The sequence below is a fragment of the Umboniibacter marinipuniceus genome, assembly GCF_003688415.1.
Lineage (GTDB): Bacteria > Pseudomonadota > Gammaproteobacteria > Pseudomonadales > DSM-25080 > Umboniibacter > Umboniibacter marinipuniceus.
Map to the genome: position 1 here is coordinate 278,035 of NZ_REFJ01000005.1, position 14,958 is coordinate 292,992.

At 51.1% G+C, this 14,958-nt stretch carries 14 protein-coding genes; 12 read left to right on the plus strand and 2 right to left on the minus strand.

Translation table 11 applies throughout. From position 1 onward, the window contains the following. Positions 1-2 precede the first annotated feature (2 nt). Genes DFR27_RS11205 through DFR27_RS11245 form a run of 9 tightly spaced genes read left to right on the plus strand, consistent with a single transcriptional unit; the run spans position 3 to position 10,104 of the window. Entirely contained in the window at positions 3-1,742 is a 1,740-nt protein-coding gene (locus DFR27_RS11205) for a M4 family metallopeptidase (protein WP_121877554.1), read from the plus strand. Further along, positions 1,739-2,008, plus strand: a complete 270-nt coding sequence (locus tag DFR27_RS11210; protein ID WP_121877555.1) for an FHA domain-containing protein — start codon at positions 1,739-1,741, stop codon at positions 2,006-2,008. Before DFR27_RS11205 ends, DFR27_RS11210 begins: the two co-directional genes overlap by 4 nt. Next, positions 2,005-2,814, plus strand: a complete 810-nt coding sequence (locus tag DFR27_RS11215; protein WP_211327626.1) for a MotA/TolQ/ExbB proton channel family protein — start codon at positions 2,005-2,007, stop codon at positions 2,812-2,814. Before DFR27_RS11210 ends, DFR27_RS11215 begins: the two co-directional genes overlap by 4 nt. Before the next feature lie 5 nt (positions 2,815-2,819). Further along, the gene (locus tag DFR27_RS12670) at positions 2,820-3,545 is read left to right on the plus strand and encodes an FHA domain-containing protein (RefSeq protein WP_211327627.1); all 726 of its coding nucleotides are present in this window, start codon (positions 2,820-2,822) and stop codon (positions 3,543-3,545) included. Further along, positions 3,546-4,313, plus strand: coding sequence for a PP2C family protein-serine/threonine phosphatase (locus DFR27_RS11225; RefSeq protein ID WP_121877556.1), 768 nt, complete (start codon positions 3,546-3,548; stop codon positions 4,311-4,313). After that, positions 4,310-5,737 carry an FHA domain-containing protein gene (locus DFR27_RS11230; protein WP_121877557.1) on the plus strand — a complete coding sequence of 476 codons (1,428 nt, stop codon included), beginning with the start codon at positions 4,310-4,312 and terminating at the stop codon, positions 5,735-5,737. Before DFR27_RS11225 ends, DFR27_RS11230 begins: the two co-directional genes overlap by 4 nt. Before the next feature lie 3 nt (positions 5,738-5,740). After that, positions 5,741-6,589, plus strand: coding sequence for a vWA domain-containing protein (locus DFR27_RS11235; RefSeq protein ID WP_121877558.1), 849 nt, complete (start codon positions 5,741-5,743; stop codon positions 6,587-6,589). Between the two features lie 3 nt (positions 6,590-6,592). Beyond that, on the plus strand, positions 6,593-7,792 hold the full coding sequence (locus tag DFR27_RS11240) for a PP2C family protein-serine/threonine phosphatase (RefSeq protein WP_121877559.1): 1,200 nt from the start codon (positions 6,593-6,595) through the stop codon (positions 7,790-7,792). After that, positions 7,789-10,104, plus strand: coding sequence for a bifunctional serine/threonine-protein kinase/formylglycine-generating enzyme family protein (locus tag DFR27_RS11245; RefSeq protein ID WP_121877560.1), 2,316 nt, complete (start codon positions 7,789-7,791; stop codon positions 10,102-10,104). The genes DFR27_RS11240 and DFR27_RS11245 overlap by 4 nt, the downstream gene beginning before the upstream one ends. 65 nt (positions 10,105-10,169) lie before the next feature. On the opposite strand, the gene DFR27_RS11250 is transcribed toward DFR27_RS11245, so the two are convergent. Beyond that, positions 10,170-10,700 carry an Mpo1 family 2-hydroxy fatty acid dioxygenase gene (locus tag DFR27_RS11250; RefSeq protein ID WP_121877561.1) on the minus strand — a complete coding sequence of 177 codons (531 nt, stop codon included), beginning with the start codon at positions 10,698-10,700 and terminating at the stop codon, positions 10,170-10,172. A gap of 269 nt (positions 10,701-10,969) precedes the next feature. Here DFR27_RS11250 and DFR27_RS11255 point away from each other — a divergent pair, with 269 nt between their 5' ends. Together DFR27_RS11255 and DFR27_RS11260 are read left to right on the plus strand one after the other, a co-directional pair. Then, the gene (locus DFR27_RS11255) at positions 10,970-11,449 is read left to right on the plus strand and encodes a PaaI family thioesterase (RefSeq protein WP_121877562.1); all 480 of its coding nucleotides are present in this window, start codon (positions 10,970-10,972) and stop codon (positions 11,447-11,449) included. Beyond that, on the plus strand, positions 11,449-11,913 hold the full coding sequence (locus DFR27_RS11260; protein WP_121877563.1) for a PaaI family thioesterase: 465 nt from the start codon (positions 11,449-11,451) through the stop codon (positions 11,911-11,913). Before DFR27_RS11255 ends, DFR27_RS11260 begins: the two co-directional genes overlap by 1 nt. Before the next feature lie 111 nt (positions 11,914-12,024). Here DFR27_RS11260 and DFR27_RS11265 read toward each other — a convergent pair whose 3' ends face one another. After that, the gene (locus DFR27_RS11265; RefSeq protein WP_121877564.1) at positions 12,025-12,891 is read right to left on the minus strand and encodes a diacylglycerol/lipid kinase family protein; all 867 of its coding nucleotides are present in this window, start codon (positions 12,889-12,891) and stop codon (positions 12,025-12,027) included. A gap of 106 nt (positions 12,892-12,997) precedes the next feature. Here DFR27_RS11265 and htpG point away from each other — a divergent pair, with 106 nt between their 5' ends. After that, positions 12,998-14,899 (plus strand): molecular chaperone HtpG, encoded by a 1,902-nt coding sequence (htpG, locus tag DFR27_RS11270; protein ID WP_121877565.1) that lies wholly within the window; start codon positions 12,998-13,000, stop codon positions 14,897-14,899. Positions 14,900-14,958: the final 59 nt, after the last annotated feature.

A 14,958-nucleotide genomic window follows, 5' to 3' on the forward strand; every position in this document is an offset into this window, starting at 1 on the left:
TTATGTTAATTAGATTAGCCCTAGTAACCGCTCTATTTTGTCTTTCATCGCTAACGGTTGCCAATCAGCCAGTGGCCCACATCTTTGATTATCAGCGATTCTGTGCACAACATAAGAATCGCCCCTCGCAGGATCAATGGTGGCGCTATTTGGTGGCGCTATCTGGCCGAATTGATGGTGATATCCGAGTATATCGAAATCACCTTGAGGGTAATGGCGATCCGTTAGTGATGGCGATTAGCCAGAATGCTCAATACTACGATGCCTTCCGTAGACTGATGGGAATGGACGGCGTAGACGGAAGAGGCCTAAGGCACAATCTGTTGGTTAATATGAACCGAGGCTCGAATGGTGAACCCTTCGAATGTGGAGACGGTGAAGTCTTCGATGCCATGAGTGTTCGCCAAGGTAATGAACTTTCCTTTGACGCCTTTAGTAAAACAACCATGGCCTTGGAAGAAGTGGTTGGTCATGAGGCTTATCATGCATTTATTGGTTACAATTCCGCTTTAGAATACGAGTTTCAGTCTGGCGCACTCAATGAGGCGCTCGCCGATGCCTTTGGCGTTGTTTTCCGTCAATGGCTAGAATCCGGGCGGCCCGATAATCCCGCTGATATTCAATCACGTTCAAATGCGCTTTGGCAGTTGCGAGATGTGGGACAGCCGCTTCGCGATATGATCAGCCCAAATAATCACGATCAGCCTGATCACATGAATCAGTATATTAAGCTGCCCAATACGGCGGACGGGGATTGGGGGGGCGTTCATTACAACTCAGGCATCATCAACCACGCTTTTTTTCTATTGGCGGAGGGTGGTCAACATCGACGTCTTGGCTCAGGGCCAACGGTCTCCGGGATTGGTCCCTACAAAGCCTTAACTATCTGGCATAGTGGCGCCATTTTGATGCACCCGTACAGCGATTTCCGCGATGCGCGCGAGAAGTTTCAACGTGCCGCGGTGGAGTTATTCGGTCATGGGAGCGGTGAAGTTCAATCGCTGGTGAACGCCTTGGACGCCGTTGGTATTGCCTTTGTGCCACTTCCACAGGCCCCGGTAACAACTCCGGGCCCAACAGAGCCAGAAGAAACTATACCTCCTGTTAATGATCCTGTTACGGTACCCACGCCGCCCGAGACAAGCGCGGATCCCGTGGTCATCGATACCAACCCTAACCCAGGGCCAGTCGTAACCAATCCCGCGCCGACGCCCGGGCCGGTGATGGCAAACCCTGAGCCCGAGCCCACTGAGGGAACCGAAGCTAAGCGTTGGTGGCTGATAGGGCTGTTACTGGTCGCCGGTGGCGCCCTGCTATGGTTAAGTCGAAGGCAGCCGTTTGCCGAAACAGCTAGCACAGTAGCCAGTCCAGCGTGGTCTTCGGTACAACAGGCGTCCAGAAAAGCGGATTCAGATAACGCCAGCGCAGGTACCAGTAAGGACTTTAAAATCCACATCGATGGGGCAAAGCTGTACTTGGACCCAGCGCTCTTGCGAACAAAGGATGGTCAAGTTTTTGGACGGTCGGCCAATTTTTGCCACGTGGTACTGGCGAACGCGGCAATATCAAGGCGACATCTTCGTGTTTGTTTGGTTGACAAGGCACTTTGGGTGACCGATCTGAATAGCCAGGCGGGGGTGATGGTGAATGGCCAGTCGATCCCGCCGATGCAGCCAGTCCGATGGGAAATTGGTGACACTCTGAGTGTTGCTAACCGGGTTAAATTGGAGCGTAAATCATGAGCAGCTTCACCACCTATTTCTTCGGCAGAGATCAGAGCAACTCCATTGTATTGGATGATCCAAGTATCTCTCGCTTTCACTGTGAGTTGACCGTTAATGGCGACGACTGTCTGCTAGTTGATGCGAACTCGACCCACGGCTGTTTTGTGGAGCGCAATGGTGACTGGGAAAGCGTGAAGAACAGCCAGCTTAAATTGACGGATAAGGTTAAAATTGGCCGCTTGAGTGGCCTGTTGAAGGATTTTATAAAGGGAGAAAAGGCGTGACCAATATTTTGGAGATCAAAGAGAGTCACTTGAGGGTAACCGTGGCGTTAATCTCTGTGATATTGGCAGCGGTGTGGATTTTAGTCATTGATTTGGCGTTGAATACACCTGCCGATGGAATCAGAATTGTGGATGTGCTGATTGATAGGGCGAATGAGCTTTATCCGTTCACCATTCAGAATTTGATGTGGATTTTCTTTTTCTTTGGCCTTGGCGAATTATGGATTCGTAACCAGCGAGCCAATATTGAGGCGCAGCAGCTGGGGCTTAGGCTGCTCCCGGAAGATGAAGAAACACTATTGCGCGGCAAAGACCTCGGAAGTATCGTGCTGTCGATTCGCGGAGCCGGTTCGCAGCGTCTCTATTATCTTCAGGAATTGATAATGCGCACTATTCAACAATTCCGACTCAATGACTCGGTTGCACAGGCGGATAGCCTGTTGAACACTTCGTTGGACCTCATTCACGCCGAACTCGATATTAAATACAATATGTTGCGCTACATCAGTTGGTTGCTACCAACGCTGGGCTTCATTGGTACCGTAGTGGGTATTTCCCTTGCGCTGGGTGAGGCGGGCAACATGCCTGAGGTGACTGATGGTGACGCAATTAAAGCGTGGATGGGCCTGCTCACGGCCAAGCTAGGCATTGCCTTTAACACAACATTAGTGGCGCTGCTGCAGTCCGCCGTACTAGTGTTTCTTATTCATATTGTGCAGGCGAAAGAAGAAGAGGGCGTCAATCGTATTGGTCGCTACTGTCTACACAATCTCATTAATCGTTTGTACGAATCGCAAGAGAGGTAATTGTTATGCCGGCAAAAATTGGCCCCGATGGGAAGCCCATCGTTGTAGATACTGTTCCGTTTAAAGCAGATTATCAAGATGATGATGCCACTGCTCCCTATGACCCTAACGCTGATCGACGTACGCCAAGCAACTTTGATGAAGATGAGGCGACCGCACCGTTTTCGACTCAGACAGCAGGGGCCACATCGCCGATGGCCGACCCTACACGGGCGCTTGATATTGAGGAAGTCGAAGTCAATATTCGCGGCGCGAAACAAGCACCAGTCAGTGCGGTAGTTGAAGAAGATGACGAGGCTACTCAGGTCTACCGAGCGCCTCGACCGTCGTCATCGACTCACGCTGCTGAAGCGGGCGCACCAACAGAAGCCGAACAGACTTCCGTAGCGATGCAGGATCCTCCAGTGGGTTGGTTAGTGGTCACTGACGGACCAGGTAAGGGCGAGGTCGTTACCATCGGCTACGGACAAAATTCCGTCGGGCGTTCGGGCGCACGCATCAATTTGAATTTTGGTGATAGTGAAATCTCTCGCGAGTCACACATTACGGTCATTTATGATCCTAACGCTCGAGCCTTTTATGTGGGGCCAGGCACCGGGAAGTCGCTGGGTTACCTAAACGGTTCACCTATCTTGATGCCGGTAGCCATGAATAATTCTGATGAGCTGAAGCTAGGAGCTACTGCCCTTCGCTTTGTTGCACTTTGTGGCGAAGGCTTTGGTTGGGAATAGATGTTGGAATTTGATGTAGGCGTCAGCCAGTGGCAGGGGCGAAGAGCCTATCAGCAAGATAGCGTGACTGCGCAATACCTCGCTAATGACCGGTTGTTGGCCGTAGTCTGTGATGGTATGGGTGGAACCGTTGGCGGTGAAGTTGCTGCGTCAGCGGCCCTCGATGCAATTGTTAGTCGCTTCGACCCACATGCTGATGATTTATCAGCGCAGTGGTTACAGCTTGCAGGTGCAGCGAATAACGCCCTGGCTAAAGCCATCAAGGCCGATGAGGCACTGGCATCAATGGGAACGACTTTGGTGTCACTGTTTATTGATAAACAGGGGTTAAGGTGGTTGAGCGTTGGCGACTCGCCGTTGTGGCTGTTTCGCGATGGTGAGCTCCAGCGTCTTAATATTGATGAGTCTTACGGCGGCTTTTTAGATCGCGAGGCCGCGGCGGGACATATCAGTTGGGAGGAAGCACGGTCGAACACCAAGCGACACCAGCTTATGAATGTCTTACAGGGGAAGAAGTCGTTAGTCGTTAATGATATCGCCGATGAGGCGGTGGTACTGCAGAGTAATGATGTGCTCCTGCTTGCGTCAGATGGTATTCAGACGCTTAGCGATGGCCATATTGCTCATGTGATGCGGGAGCACCTTGGTGAATCAGCAAATAGTATTACGGAGCAGTTAATGCGTGCCGTTCATAGGGAAAACCACCCGAAACAGGACAACGTGTCTATCGCGTTGATCAAAGTAGAGCAAGGGAGTGAGTCAGAATGAAATCCATCATAGCTACCGCCATTTTAGCTGCCTTAGTCAGTGCGCCGACGGTTGCCCAGACCGCCTTAGAGGTGTTGTCAAATAAGCGAGGTGACACGATTGCTGAGGGGCTCGCCATTCCAGTTACTCAACAGGTGGTCGTGACCCGCCGCAGCTTGCTTGATAATGGCGATACCGTTGCTGTGGTTGACCCCGTTAGTGGTGCCAGACTTCAGGCGGACGTGTTGGCCTCTGATCGTGAAACCGGGTTTAGCATTTTGTCGGTAAACGGCGCGAACTTTCAACCTTTGACATTCAGTGCTAGCGAGCTGCGAGCAGGGGAACGCATTGCGTTGTTAACCGCTGCTGAGCAGCGAAGTGGATTCGTTTTGGCTCAGCTTGATGGTGGTATCTTTCAGCATGATGTGAGCTATGCAGTCAACGAAGTGGGCGCCATGGTGTTGAATCGCTGTGGCGAATTAGCTGGCTGGAATGTCGATCAGTTTTCGGGCGTATTCGCCTCTGAGCTGAGCGGCTCTGAGGTTCCCGTAGATGCGAAGGGCCTTAGTGCGTTGGTCACACTGTTGCAGAATAATCAGGTCAAAATATCAATCGCTGCCAATGCGTGCCCTAGTCTAGAAGAAGAGGCTGATGCCGCTCGCCAAGCCGCTCAAGAGGAGCTTGAGCGCATTGAGTCGGAGCTAGCGGAACAGCAAGCTGAGCTTGAGGCACAGCGACAGGCGGCGGAGGAAGCTGCTGCCCAAGCGGAGGCCGAGCGCGAACAGTCAGAAGCCGCGGCGGCCGCTGCCCGCGACGCTGAGGCGGAACTCGCCGCTCGCGAAGCCGAACTGGAGGCGCAGCGTCAGGAAGCTGAGGCGGCACAAGCCGCTGCAGCCGCTGAACAAGAAGCGGAGCTCGCGGCCGCCGCCGCAGCGCTCGAAGCAGAGCAGCAAGCCCGAGAAGAAGCGATGGCGCGTGCCGAGCAGGAAGCTTCAAGAAAACAGCAGTTAACGCTTATTGGCGCACTTGCCGGTGTGATTGGCCTAGTGGTGCTATTACTGGTAGTGATTCGCTCCCGCAAGCGTCAAACAGCGTTAGATGAAGCCAAGGCGCGGTTTAACGATGTGCTGCTAAGCGGCCATGACGGCGGTGGCAACCCTTATCGGGTTCGTATTGATGGAGGCGCGCTGCGGCAGGCGGAAAATGGCTTAGTGATAGGTAAGAATGCCTCGCAAGCGCAGGTGGTGATTGCCAATCCTCAGGTATCACGCACTCATGCTCGTATCTGGGTGGAAGATAACGGCTTGAAGTTGACTGACCTTGGCAGCTCGAACGGAACGCAGGTCAATGATGTCCCGCTTCAAGTTGGGCAGGTGGTGGCGTTAACGGCTGGAGATAAGTTGGCGCTAGGTGGTGTCTTCCTTAACGTGGAACTACTGGATTGAGCTATGAAGCGTAAAAAGCGGGAAGTCAGTGCGTTTAATATGTCGGCGGTGGATCTCTTCGCCTCGGCAATGGGAGCGTTTATTCTCCTTGCTGTGATTGCTCTACCGTTCTTCCCTAAAACCTCGGAAACGCCGCCGGCGCCGGTTTGTCCTGAACCATCGCCGGTGCTGCCGGTCCCCGCGGCCTGTCCCGATCCAGTGGTTCAAACCTGCCCGGTATGTCCACCGGTTCCAGAAGAGGCGTTCGTACTCAAGGACATTGATCTTGTGATTGTCCTGGATGTTACTGGCAGTATGGATGAGTCCATTGAGGGGTTGAAGAATACCACTTCGGACTTAGTCGCGCTGTTAGCGCGTTTGGCTCCCACCTTTTCAGTGGGTATTGTCACTTTTGGTGATTATGGTTTTGATCAACCTACTCAAGTATTTAATCTCCGTGAAATGTCCAGTGAGCAAGATATTGAGGCGCTGAATCGTTTTGTTGGTCAGGTTCGAGAAGGCTGGGGTATTGGCGGTGGAGACTATCTCTACGAAGGCGAGGCGCTATCTGCGGGACTGGAGATAGCGGTCGCGATGCCCTTTAGACCTGAAGCCAAAGAGCGGAGAATTGTTGTCTTTACGGATGATGTGGCGACCTACCAGAGTCGTGCTGAAGGTCTTGTTCGCCAGTTTGCGTCAGGGTCGTCGGGCGACGTGAGCCAGACTGTGTCGGTGGTTCTTACGGACCCAAAGAACAATCCTGATGCGGCGAGAGTAATGGAGCAGTTGGCTACCACTGGGCAGGGCTTCTATTCCTCGTCTTCGGGCTCCTTTATTGGCAAGCTGTTACTTGCTTTAATTGACGGAAGTTGATTGATGACTACTTACCATGCGCAACGTCAGGGAGATCGGCCTTACCAGGAAGATTGCTTCACGACCATCCAGACGGACCAGTATCAGCTGCTAGTAGTAGCCGATGGACTTGGAGGTCACGACGCGGGTGATGTGGCGGCAAAACTGATTGTCGAGCTCGTGACTGCAGCGTCCACCGAACTCCCCGAGTTGAGCCCGCTGGAGGCAAAAATTAAACTGCGGGCTTGGTTTGAACCAATTGTTAGAAGCTTTCAAGCTGATTTAGCGAGTCAGGAACAGGCTACTGATGCCCACACAACGGTGGCAATTGCTATTATTCGCGCGGATCAGCTTTATACCCTTACGGTAGGGGACTCGCGAGTTTATGTCTGTGGCGAGCATAGCCTCTGGCGAAGTCGAGATCATTCCGTGGTTCAGATGCTGGTTGATGACGGAGAGATTAGTGAAGCGGAGATGGCTGCCCACCCTGAACAGGGTAAGTTGTATCAGAGTATTGGTCCTAACAAGACCGTAAAACCCAGAGTTTCGCATAGGGAGCTAACTGCCACGGATGTGGTGCTCGTCGCGAGCGATGGTTTTTGGGAAGGTGTCAGCGATGAAGAGTTACAGGGCTTCGCAATTGATCCATCGCAACAACGCCTTGATTGCTTGGTTGATCTAGCCTGTGAACGGCGTGCGCCGAAGGCAGATAATACCACCGTAATTTCCTTTGAAAATAATACGACAACGAGACCTCTAATGACAGATGAAGTGAACTCAACCCCCACAGCGAGCGCCAAACAGCCAGATAACCCTAAGCGTGCGGATTTTTCCAGCGGAGCAATCAACAGGCGCCGAGATCGCTTTATTGCTTTGGCCCTCGTTCTGTTGATTGTGCTGTTGGTAGTCTGGGGAGGAAGCGGCGACGATAGCGCTGATGTTGCCAGTGCTGAGCAAGCGGATGAGGCGGCGCAGACTAGCTGTATGCTTGAAGCGGTATATGAGGCTGAGGACGAGGGTATTCGAATAGTACTAAGCTCTATAGATGACGGCACTGAACAGATCGTCACATTGCCAATTCGCCCAGGCAAATACCGTGTGAGGTTAGAAGATCGTCATGGTGAGTGTCAAAATCTGCGAGACGAACAGGGTGAAACTGAATTGAAGAAGAAATTTGAGCGCCAGCTATTGCGTTCATCCACAGTATCAATGGAAGTCCTATGAGTAGAGCACAGCAATCAACCCACCTGCCTCTTGGTACTCGATTAGGCGAATATGAGATTCAAGCGGTTCTTGGCCAAGGTGGCTTTGGCATTACCTACAAGGCGTGGGATAGCACTTTGGCATGCTACGTAGCACTTAAGGAATATTTTCCTAAGCATTTAGCTAATCGGAATACTGACAGTGTTTCCATTCGGCCAGCAAGTCGTGAAGATGAATCCTCGTATCAGAAGGGCTTAACGAGCTTTGTTGAAGAGGCTAGGGTGTTGGCGCAGTTTCAACATCCTGGAGTCGTACCGGTAAAACGTCTGGTCAAAGCCAACCAAACCGCTTATATGGTGATGGGGTTTGTTGAGGGCGAAACACTCACAGAGTATATGAAGAAGAGTGGTGGTAAGGTGGCAGCGTCGCAACTTATTGCCTGGACAGATCAGTTACTCTCGGCGCTCGATAAGGTACATCAGGCTGGCCTATTACACCGCGATATTAAACCCGGCAATGTCTACATTGGCTCCGATGGCAACGCGATGTTATTGGACTTCGGTGCGGCACGACGCGTTGCTGCAGAGGCGTCGCAATCTATCACCGGTGTGATCTCAGCAGGCTATTCGCCAATTGAACAATATTCAGAGAGTACCAAGAATCAGGGTCCTTGGACGGATATTTATAGCCTTTCCGCAACACTCTATCGCTGTATAACTGGTGTTAAACCTATTGAAGCCACGGCTCGCCGCGATGAAATGGATGATGGTGATCCTGATCCGGTTGCCGCGTTAAATCCATCGAGTTATCCCGATTTTCCCGCGGGTTTTATTCTAGCAGTGTGGCAGGGCATGGCGGTTATTCGTAAGCATCGGATTCGCGATGTGAGTGCCTATCGCGAAGTGATGAATGCCTCACTTAATTCGCCATCGCCGCAGAAACCAATAGCACCCGTGACGCCCCCCCCTCAGCCGGCTCGTCCAAGCGGCCCGTCAACCTCAGGACCCCAGTCTAAGGTGGGCTCTGGCCCCCAATCACAGGGTTCTACTCATTCATCCGCTAAGGTGCCAATAAGTAGTGGTGGGCGCGTGGTTCAGATCATTCTGGCCGTGGTGGCGGTTGCAGTGGTAGCCATCGTAATCATTAACCCCTTCGCCAAGAAAGAGGATCCAATATTAGATCATGGTGGCGGTAGCGAGGAAGTTCAACTTCATTCAGTTTCGGTTAATGTTAAGCCAAGCGCTGCCGTCGATCGCATTTTGATTAATGGTTCAAGTGTCGCTAATGGTGCCACGACGAGCCTTGCCGAGGGAGAGCATCACGTTGAAATTCGCGGTGCGAGTGGCTATTCCAATGTAGATGAGCGCATTTTCGTTGACCGAAATAATCGCCAGTTCGAGTTTAGTTTAACTCAGGACCTCGTTCCCTTGACGCTTACACTAACGCCCTCTAACGCACGAGTCATTCTACCGGATCTGCCAGCAAACGTGACCTATCGTCCAGGCGTTCAACTTCCCCGCGGCACCCATCGAGTGCGCGTTATCGCCAGCGGTTATCAGCGATACGAGGGAAGTATTGACCTGAACCAGGGGTCAAACTGGCAGATTACCCTCGAGCGAGCAACGCCGATTGCACAAATCAATGCGCAGATGGTGGCGATACCTGCCGGGCGCTTTAATATGGGTGGGGATGTATACACCGATGAGAAGCCAGTGCACCGAGTTAATGTCCCCGCTTTTGAACTGCAGAAGACCGAAGTTACTTGGGAGCAATACCGGGAATGTGTCAATGCCGGGGGCTGCACCGCGCCGGCGAATTCATCATCGTTTGCCGATGATGAGCCGGTTCGCAGCGTGTCTTGGGATGACGCGCAGCGTTTTATCAGTTGGCTAAACCGTGAAACGGGATCTTCGTATAGGCTGCCTTCCGAATCGGAATGGGAGTACGCGGCAAGAGCTGGCTCAGGGGCGCGATACAGTTCCGGAAACACCCTTTACTGTGATGACGCTCGCTATGGGCAGGTTGAAGATGGTGCCTGTTATAATGGCGGCAGTGGTCCCGTGGAAGTAGGAAGCTACCGAGCTAATAATTTCGGTTTGTATGATATGGCGGGTAACGTCAACGAATGGGTAGAAGATTGTTTCTACAACGATTATAACGGCGCCCCCAATGATGGCTCAGCATGGGTTCGCAAAGCTGACTGTAGCGTTCGTTCTATGCGCGGCGGCGGTTGGGCTGGTTCGGTAGAGCAAGTGGCCGCTCCGTATCGTAATAGTGATCAACGCGATGCAACGTTTACCGATGTAGGTTTTCGCTTAGCAAGAAGTCGGTAGACATCACCTAGGGCGCTAGGCGTCCTAGGTGCGGCTTTAACCGAGCGGAGAAGTTTTCGAACGTCTTAGTCTTCGCTAGGACTGGTTTGTAGAGCAGTAAAATGCGCTTCGATCTTCGCATTAAGCGATTTAAAGGCGCCCAGCATGAAGGCCCATTCGGCAACCACAAATAACGGACCAATGGCCAAGCCCATGATGTCGTCCACAAAGGCCGGCTTTTTACCTTCAAAGTAATGCCCTATGAATTGAATAATCCACCCAACCACAAACAGTCCTATGCTGACGGTTAGCCAAAGACTAGTGCTGTAAGCCGCGAAAAGTCCGGCAATGGCGAAACATCCAGCGTTAAAGAGTAGCATTAAGATGCCTAGGCCGCGGTGAAGGCGCAGGTAATAGAAGCAGAGGATAGCGGCCAGAATATAAGCGGGCGTAAAGCTCAGCGTTACCGCGTCACTGGCTAAGCTAATCACTGGGCGTGATAACAGGCTCACCACTGAAAGATAAATTAGCGGTACCCCAACAAAGTGAGTGAGAATATTTTTGAAATTGCGGTGATAGCTGGCATAGCTAATCAGTTGTTGATCAATTGTCTTCACGGCGTTGGCCACTCCATTATTATACTTCAGTTCCCTTTATAAGTCTTAGCGACGGCTTTGTAAATGCGCTTGCTTCGCCTCTTAACCATCATTCGCAACTAGATACCTACAAGCATAACGTGCGTTAAGGCCAGCGTGGCGTGTCTTTTCGCTGCCCAGTGAGGCACGAAAGTTGGCGTGTCTAGACAGCTATTTGATCACCTAAGTTACAGTTTGGTGCATGATTTACGCTACACTAGGCAGACGCTAATAATTAAAGACTGGTAGCCATGAAGATCAACTATACGCAACTGATGAAGGCGGTAATCCCCACGATACGCCACTGTGAAGTACTGGGAATAAGCACTGTAGAAGCGTCTGCCGGTAAGCTTAAGTTGGCAATGCCCTGGAAGGAAGACATGTTAGGTGATCGAGACCGAGAGATTATCCACGGCGGAGCACTTACTACGCTGTTGGATACCACCTGTGGCTTTGCCTCAGCGTCAGCCTTAGACCCTTGGGGGCTTGCTCCTACGCTAGACCTTCGTATTGATTATATGCGCCCAGCTGAACCCAGAAAGACGGTGTTTGGTTTTGCTGAAGTCTATCGAAAGACAACTAACGTGATCTTTACCCGTGGTATTGCTTTTCACGAGGGTGAAGAGGATGAGCCGATTGCGCATTGTACGGCCACTTTCATGCAGTTAGATAAAACGGCGAGCGCTGGCCTAGAAGAGTGGCTTCGCCAATTTGAAGTGGAGGAAGTCTAATGGGAACAAGTTTATCTGCCTTGGTGGAAGCGCAGGAGTACGGTTCCATTGATAGCCTAGTGGCGGCGATTCCCTATGCTGAACTCATTGGGGTAGAGGGTATGCAGCTGGGCAGCGAATTGATTTTTAAGTTGCCTCGAAACCCAGACAACATTGGCAATCCAAGCCTGCCTGCAATTCACGGTGGGGTAATTGGCGGCTTCATGGAAGTGGTGGCTATGTTGGAAGTGCTCTACGAAACGAAAGTTACCACTTTACCCAAGGTGGTAGATTTCTCCATTGACTATATCCGTGCCGGTCGTGACCAGGACACCTTCGCCCGAGCCGAGGTAGTTCGCCGCGGAAGAAATGTGGTCAACGTTTCTATCAGCGCTTGGCAAACTTCCGAAGATACGCCGATTGCTAATGCTCGGGCGCATTTCTTGATCAAGCCTGTGTCAGCCGTTTCGCCACTAAGTGGCTAGTCAAAGCTAGTTAAAGCTAGTTAAAGCTAGTCAAAGCTAGTCAAAGCTAGTCACAGCTATTCAAAGCTATTAAATAGGCTAGCCCTAAAGCAGGCTCATAGTGATTTGGGGCTATCTGTAGATGGGGACACGCAATGCATCGCTGATCACCTCAACTCGCAGTGTCTTGGCGGGGGGATAGAGTTCACCGTCAATCTGTAGGGCCGTGGGTTGGTCGAACTCAACGTGCAGTTCAGGTTGTTGGTAGTGCAGTACATTAGGGTTGCTAATAAACCCCCCGGTTTTTAACCGAGGTAGCTCGCGATAGAGTTCCGAATTATTCAGTGGCGCAACCTCGGTAATACTTAGGGTGCGATTGTTCAACTTTGCCTGTGGCAAGAGACACATGCCAGACCCTGCAAAGCGTCCCTTGCCAATTAATAGTAAAATACGGTCCGCTTGATGATCACCAAAACACAAGGTTACCGGTTTTCGCTCCTTCAACATGGCAAGCAGTGAACGCCAATATTTGAAACGACCCTGTGGGTTGTCCTGCATATAGCTTAAGACCTGAGTGTCAAAACCACAGCCCACGCTATTTAGTCCCAGCGCCGTGTAATGGTCCGTAGTGACTTTAAAGAAGTCGATGCTTTGGGTTGGATTACTGAGTGCTAGACCCAGGGCGCCAGAAAAATTGAGCGGAGCTTTGAGTGAGCGGCACCAATCGTTGCCTGAACCTTTGGGGATTGGAGCTAGGCAGAGCGGCCTCGATTCCGTTGGCTGCATGGCATTCAAAGCTCGGTGTAGTGTCCCGTCGCCGCCAGCGACCAAGAAGAATTGCTCACCACGGGCTACGAGCGCCTGTAATTGCTCCCGCTGTTCCTGCTCAGAGTGAGTTTGGTGCCATTCAATGTTGGGATGCTTAGCACATTCACGGGACAGTCTCTTGGAGAGCGAACCGCTGCGTCCAGATTGCCGATTGATAAAGCCGTGCCACATAGTTTTAAAGCCTATTATTTTTTTCGCCCTATCATACCTTGAAAACTGGCTGACGCATCCCCATTTATTGAGACAGATAACAAAACCGCCTACTTAGGAGTTCATCATGACGGCAGAAACCGCAAACGAAAAACATGGTTTTCAGACCGAAGCCAAGCAATTGCTTCAGTTAATGATTCATTCTTTGTATTCAAATAAAGAAATTTTCCTTCGCGAGTTAATCTCAAACGCCTCTGATGCAGCGGATAAGCTGCGCTTCGAAGCATTGAGTAATGATTCTCTCTACGAAAATGACCCAAATTTACGTATTCGCATTAGCTTTGATGCCGATGCAGGTACCTTGACCATTGATGACAATGGTATCGGGATGACCCGAGACGAAGCGATGGCGAATCTTGGTACCATTGCACGTTCGGGAACTTCAGAGTTCATTAAGAACCTCAGTGGCGACCAGCAGAAGGATTCTCAGCTAATTGGTCAGTTTGGTGTAGGTTTTTACTCGGCGTTTATTGTGGCGGACAAAGTGGATGTCTTTACCCGCAAGGCGGGTGCGGCAGCTGCTGACGGCGTGCATTGGTCTTCGACTGGCGAAGCCGACTTTGATATTGCTACCCTAGAGAAAGCAGAGCGCGGTACCCGTATTGTGCTAACACTCAAGGAAGAGGGGAAAGAATTTGCTGACAACTTCCGTCTGCGAAGCATCATCAAAAAATACTCTGATCATATTGCCATTCCGGTTGAAATGGAGAAGCTCCATTACGGCGAAGAAGAGAAGCCAGAGACACCAGAGTATGAAGCAGTAAACGATGCAACGGCACTCTGGGCTCGTTCTCGCCAAGAGGTTAGCGACGAAGAGTACCAAACTTTCTACAAGCACATTAGCAATGACTTCCAAGACCCAGCTAGCTGGAGTCATAATCGTGTTGAAGGCAAGTTGGAGTATACCAGTTTGCTATTTGTGCCCAAGAAGGCACCGTTTGATCTGTACCACCGTGAAGCAAGCCGTGGTTTGAAGCTCTATGTGCAGCGTACCTTCATTATGGATGATGCCGAACAGTTCCTGCCGCTCTACTTACGTTTCATTAAGGGTGTAGTGGATTCGAATGACCTGAGTTTGAACGTTTCGCGTGAAATTCTTCAGCAGGACCCTGCGGTAGATTCAATGAAAAATGCGCTCACTAAGCGCTCTTTGGATATGCTTAGCAAATTGGCAAACAAACAACCTGAGGTCTATCAGGAGATTTGGAACGAGTTTGGCTCCGTGCTAAAAGAAGGCCCAGCGGAAGATGCCAACAATAAAGAGAAGATTGCTAAACTACTTCGCTTTGCTACAACTCAGAGCGAAACTTCCGTTCAGGATCAAAGTTTAGAGAACTATGTCTCGCGCATGAAAGCAGGGCAGAAGGACATTTATTTTGTCTGTGCTGAGAACTTCAATACCGCGAAGCACAGCCCGCATTTAGAAGTGTTCCGTCGTAAAGGGATTGAGGTCCTGTTGCTGACGGATCGTGTGGATGAGTGGTTCATTGCTCACCTGAATGAATTCGACGGCAAGAGCTTCAAAGATGTCGCCAAAGGCTCACTCGATCTAGGCGAGTTGGAAGACGAGTCAGACAAGAAGGCGGCTGAAGAGGCTTCTGAAACTAATAAGGCGTTACTCGAGCGCGTTCAAGCTATCTTGGCTGACGAGGTAGAGGCGGTTCGTGCCACAACTCGCTTAGTTGAGTCCCCAGCTTGCCTAGTAGTTGCTGAAGACGAAATGGGATTGCAGATGCGTAAGCTCATGGAAGCAGCTGGTCAGGAAGTACCGTCGGCGAAACCGACCTTGGAGCTCAATGTTGATCACGCTTTGGTGGCAAAAATGGATACCGAGACCGACGAAGATCGCTTTGCTGAACTTAGCCATTTGCTATTAGGGCAGGCGAAGCTAGCGGCGGGTGATCAGTTGGAAGATCCGGCAACATTTGTGGCTCGACTTAACAAATTGCTGCTTGAGTTGTCTAACTAAGGATTGAGAATGAGGTATTGTTGATCTAGAACCTACCTCATGGAACTCAGAATCTGTTA

What these genes read in the sequence shown, in the direction of transcription:
- DFR27_RS11205 (WP_121877554.1), top strand. Translation starts at nt 3, where the DNA reads ATGTTAATTAGATTAGCCCTAGTAACCGCTCTATTTTGTCTTTCATCG.
- DFR27_RS11210 (WP_121877555.1), top strand. Translation starts at nt 1,739, where the DNA reads ATGAGCAGCTTCACCACCTATTTCTTCGGCAGAGATCAGAGCAACTCC.
- DFR27_RS12670 (WP_211327627.1), top strand. Translation starts at nt 2,820, where the DNA reads ATGCCGGCAAAAATTGGCCCCGATGGGAAGCCCATCGTTGTAGATACT.
- DFR27_RS11225 (WP_121877556.1), top strand. Translation starts at nt 3,546, where the DNA reads ATGTTGGAATTTGATGTAGGCGTCAGCCAGTGGCAGGGGCGAAGAGCC.
- DFR27_RS11230 (WP_121877557.1), top strand. Translation starts at nt 4,310, where the DNA reads ATGAAATCCATCATAGCTACCGCCATTTTAGCTGCCTTAGTCAGTGCG.
- DFR27_RS11235 (WP_121877558.1), top strand. Translation starts at nt 5,741, where the DNA reads ATGAAGCGTAAAAAGCGGGAAGTCAGTGCGTTTAATATGTCGGCGGTG.
- DFR27_RS11240 (WP_121877559.1), top strand. Translation starts at nt 6,593, where the DNA reads ATGACTACTTACCATGCGCAACGTCAGGGAGATCGGCCTTACCAGGAA.
- DFR27_RS11245 (WP_121877560.1), top strand. Translation starts at nt 7,789, where the DNA reads ATGAGTAGAGCACAGCAATCAACCCACCTGCCTCTTGGTACTCGATTA.
- DFR27_RS11255 (WP_121877562.1), top strand. Translation starts at nt 10,970, where the DNA reads ATGAAGATCAACTATACGCAACTGATGAAGGCGGTAATCCCCACGATA.
- DFR27_RS11260 (WP_121877563.1), top strand. Translation starts at nt 11,449, where the DNA reads ATGGGAACAAGTTTATCTGCCTTGGTGGAAGCGCAGGAGTACGGTTCC.
- DFR27_RS11265 (WP_121877564.1), bottom strand. Translation starts at nt 12,891, where the DNA reads ATGTGGCACGGCTTTATCAATCGGCAATCTGGACGCAGCGGTTCGCTC.
- htpG (WP_121877565.1), top strand. Translation starts at nt 12,998, where the DNA reads ATGACGGCAGAAACCGCAAACGAAAAACATGGTTTTCAGACCGAAGCC.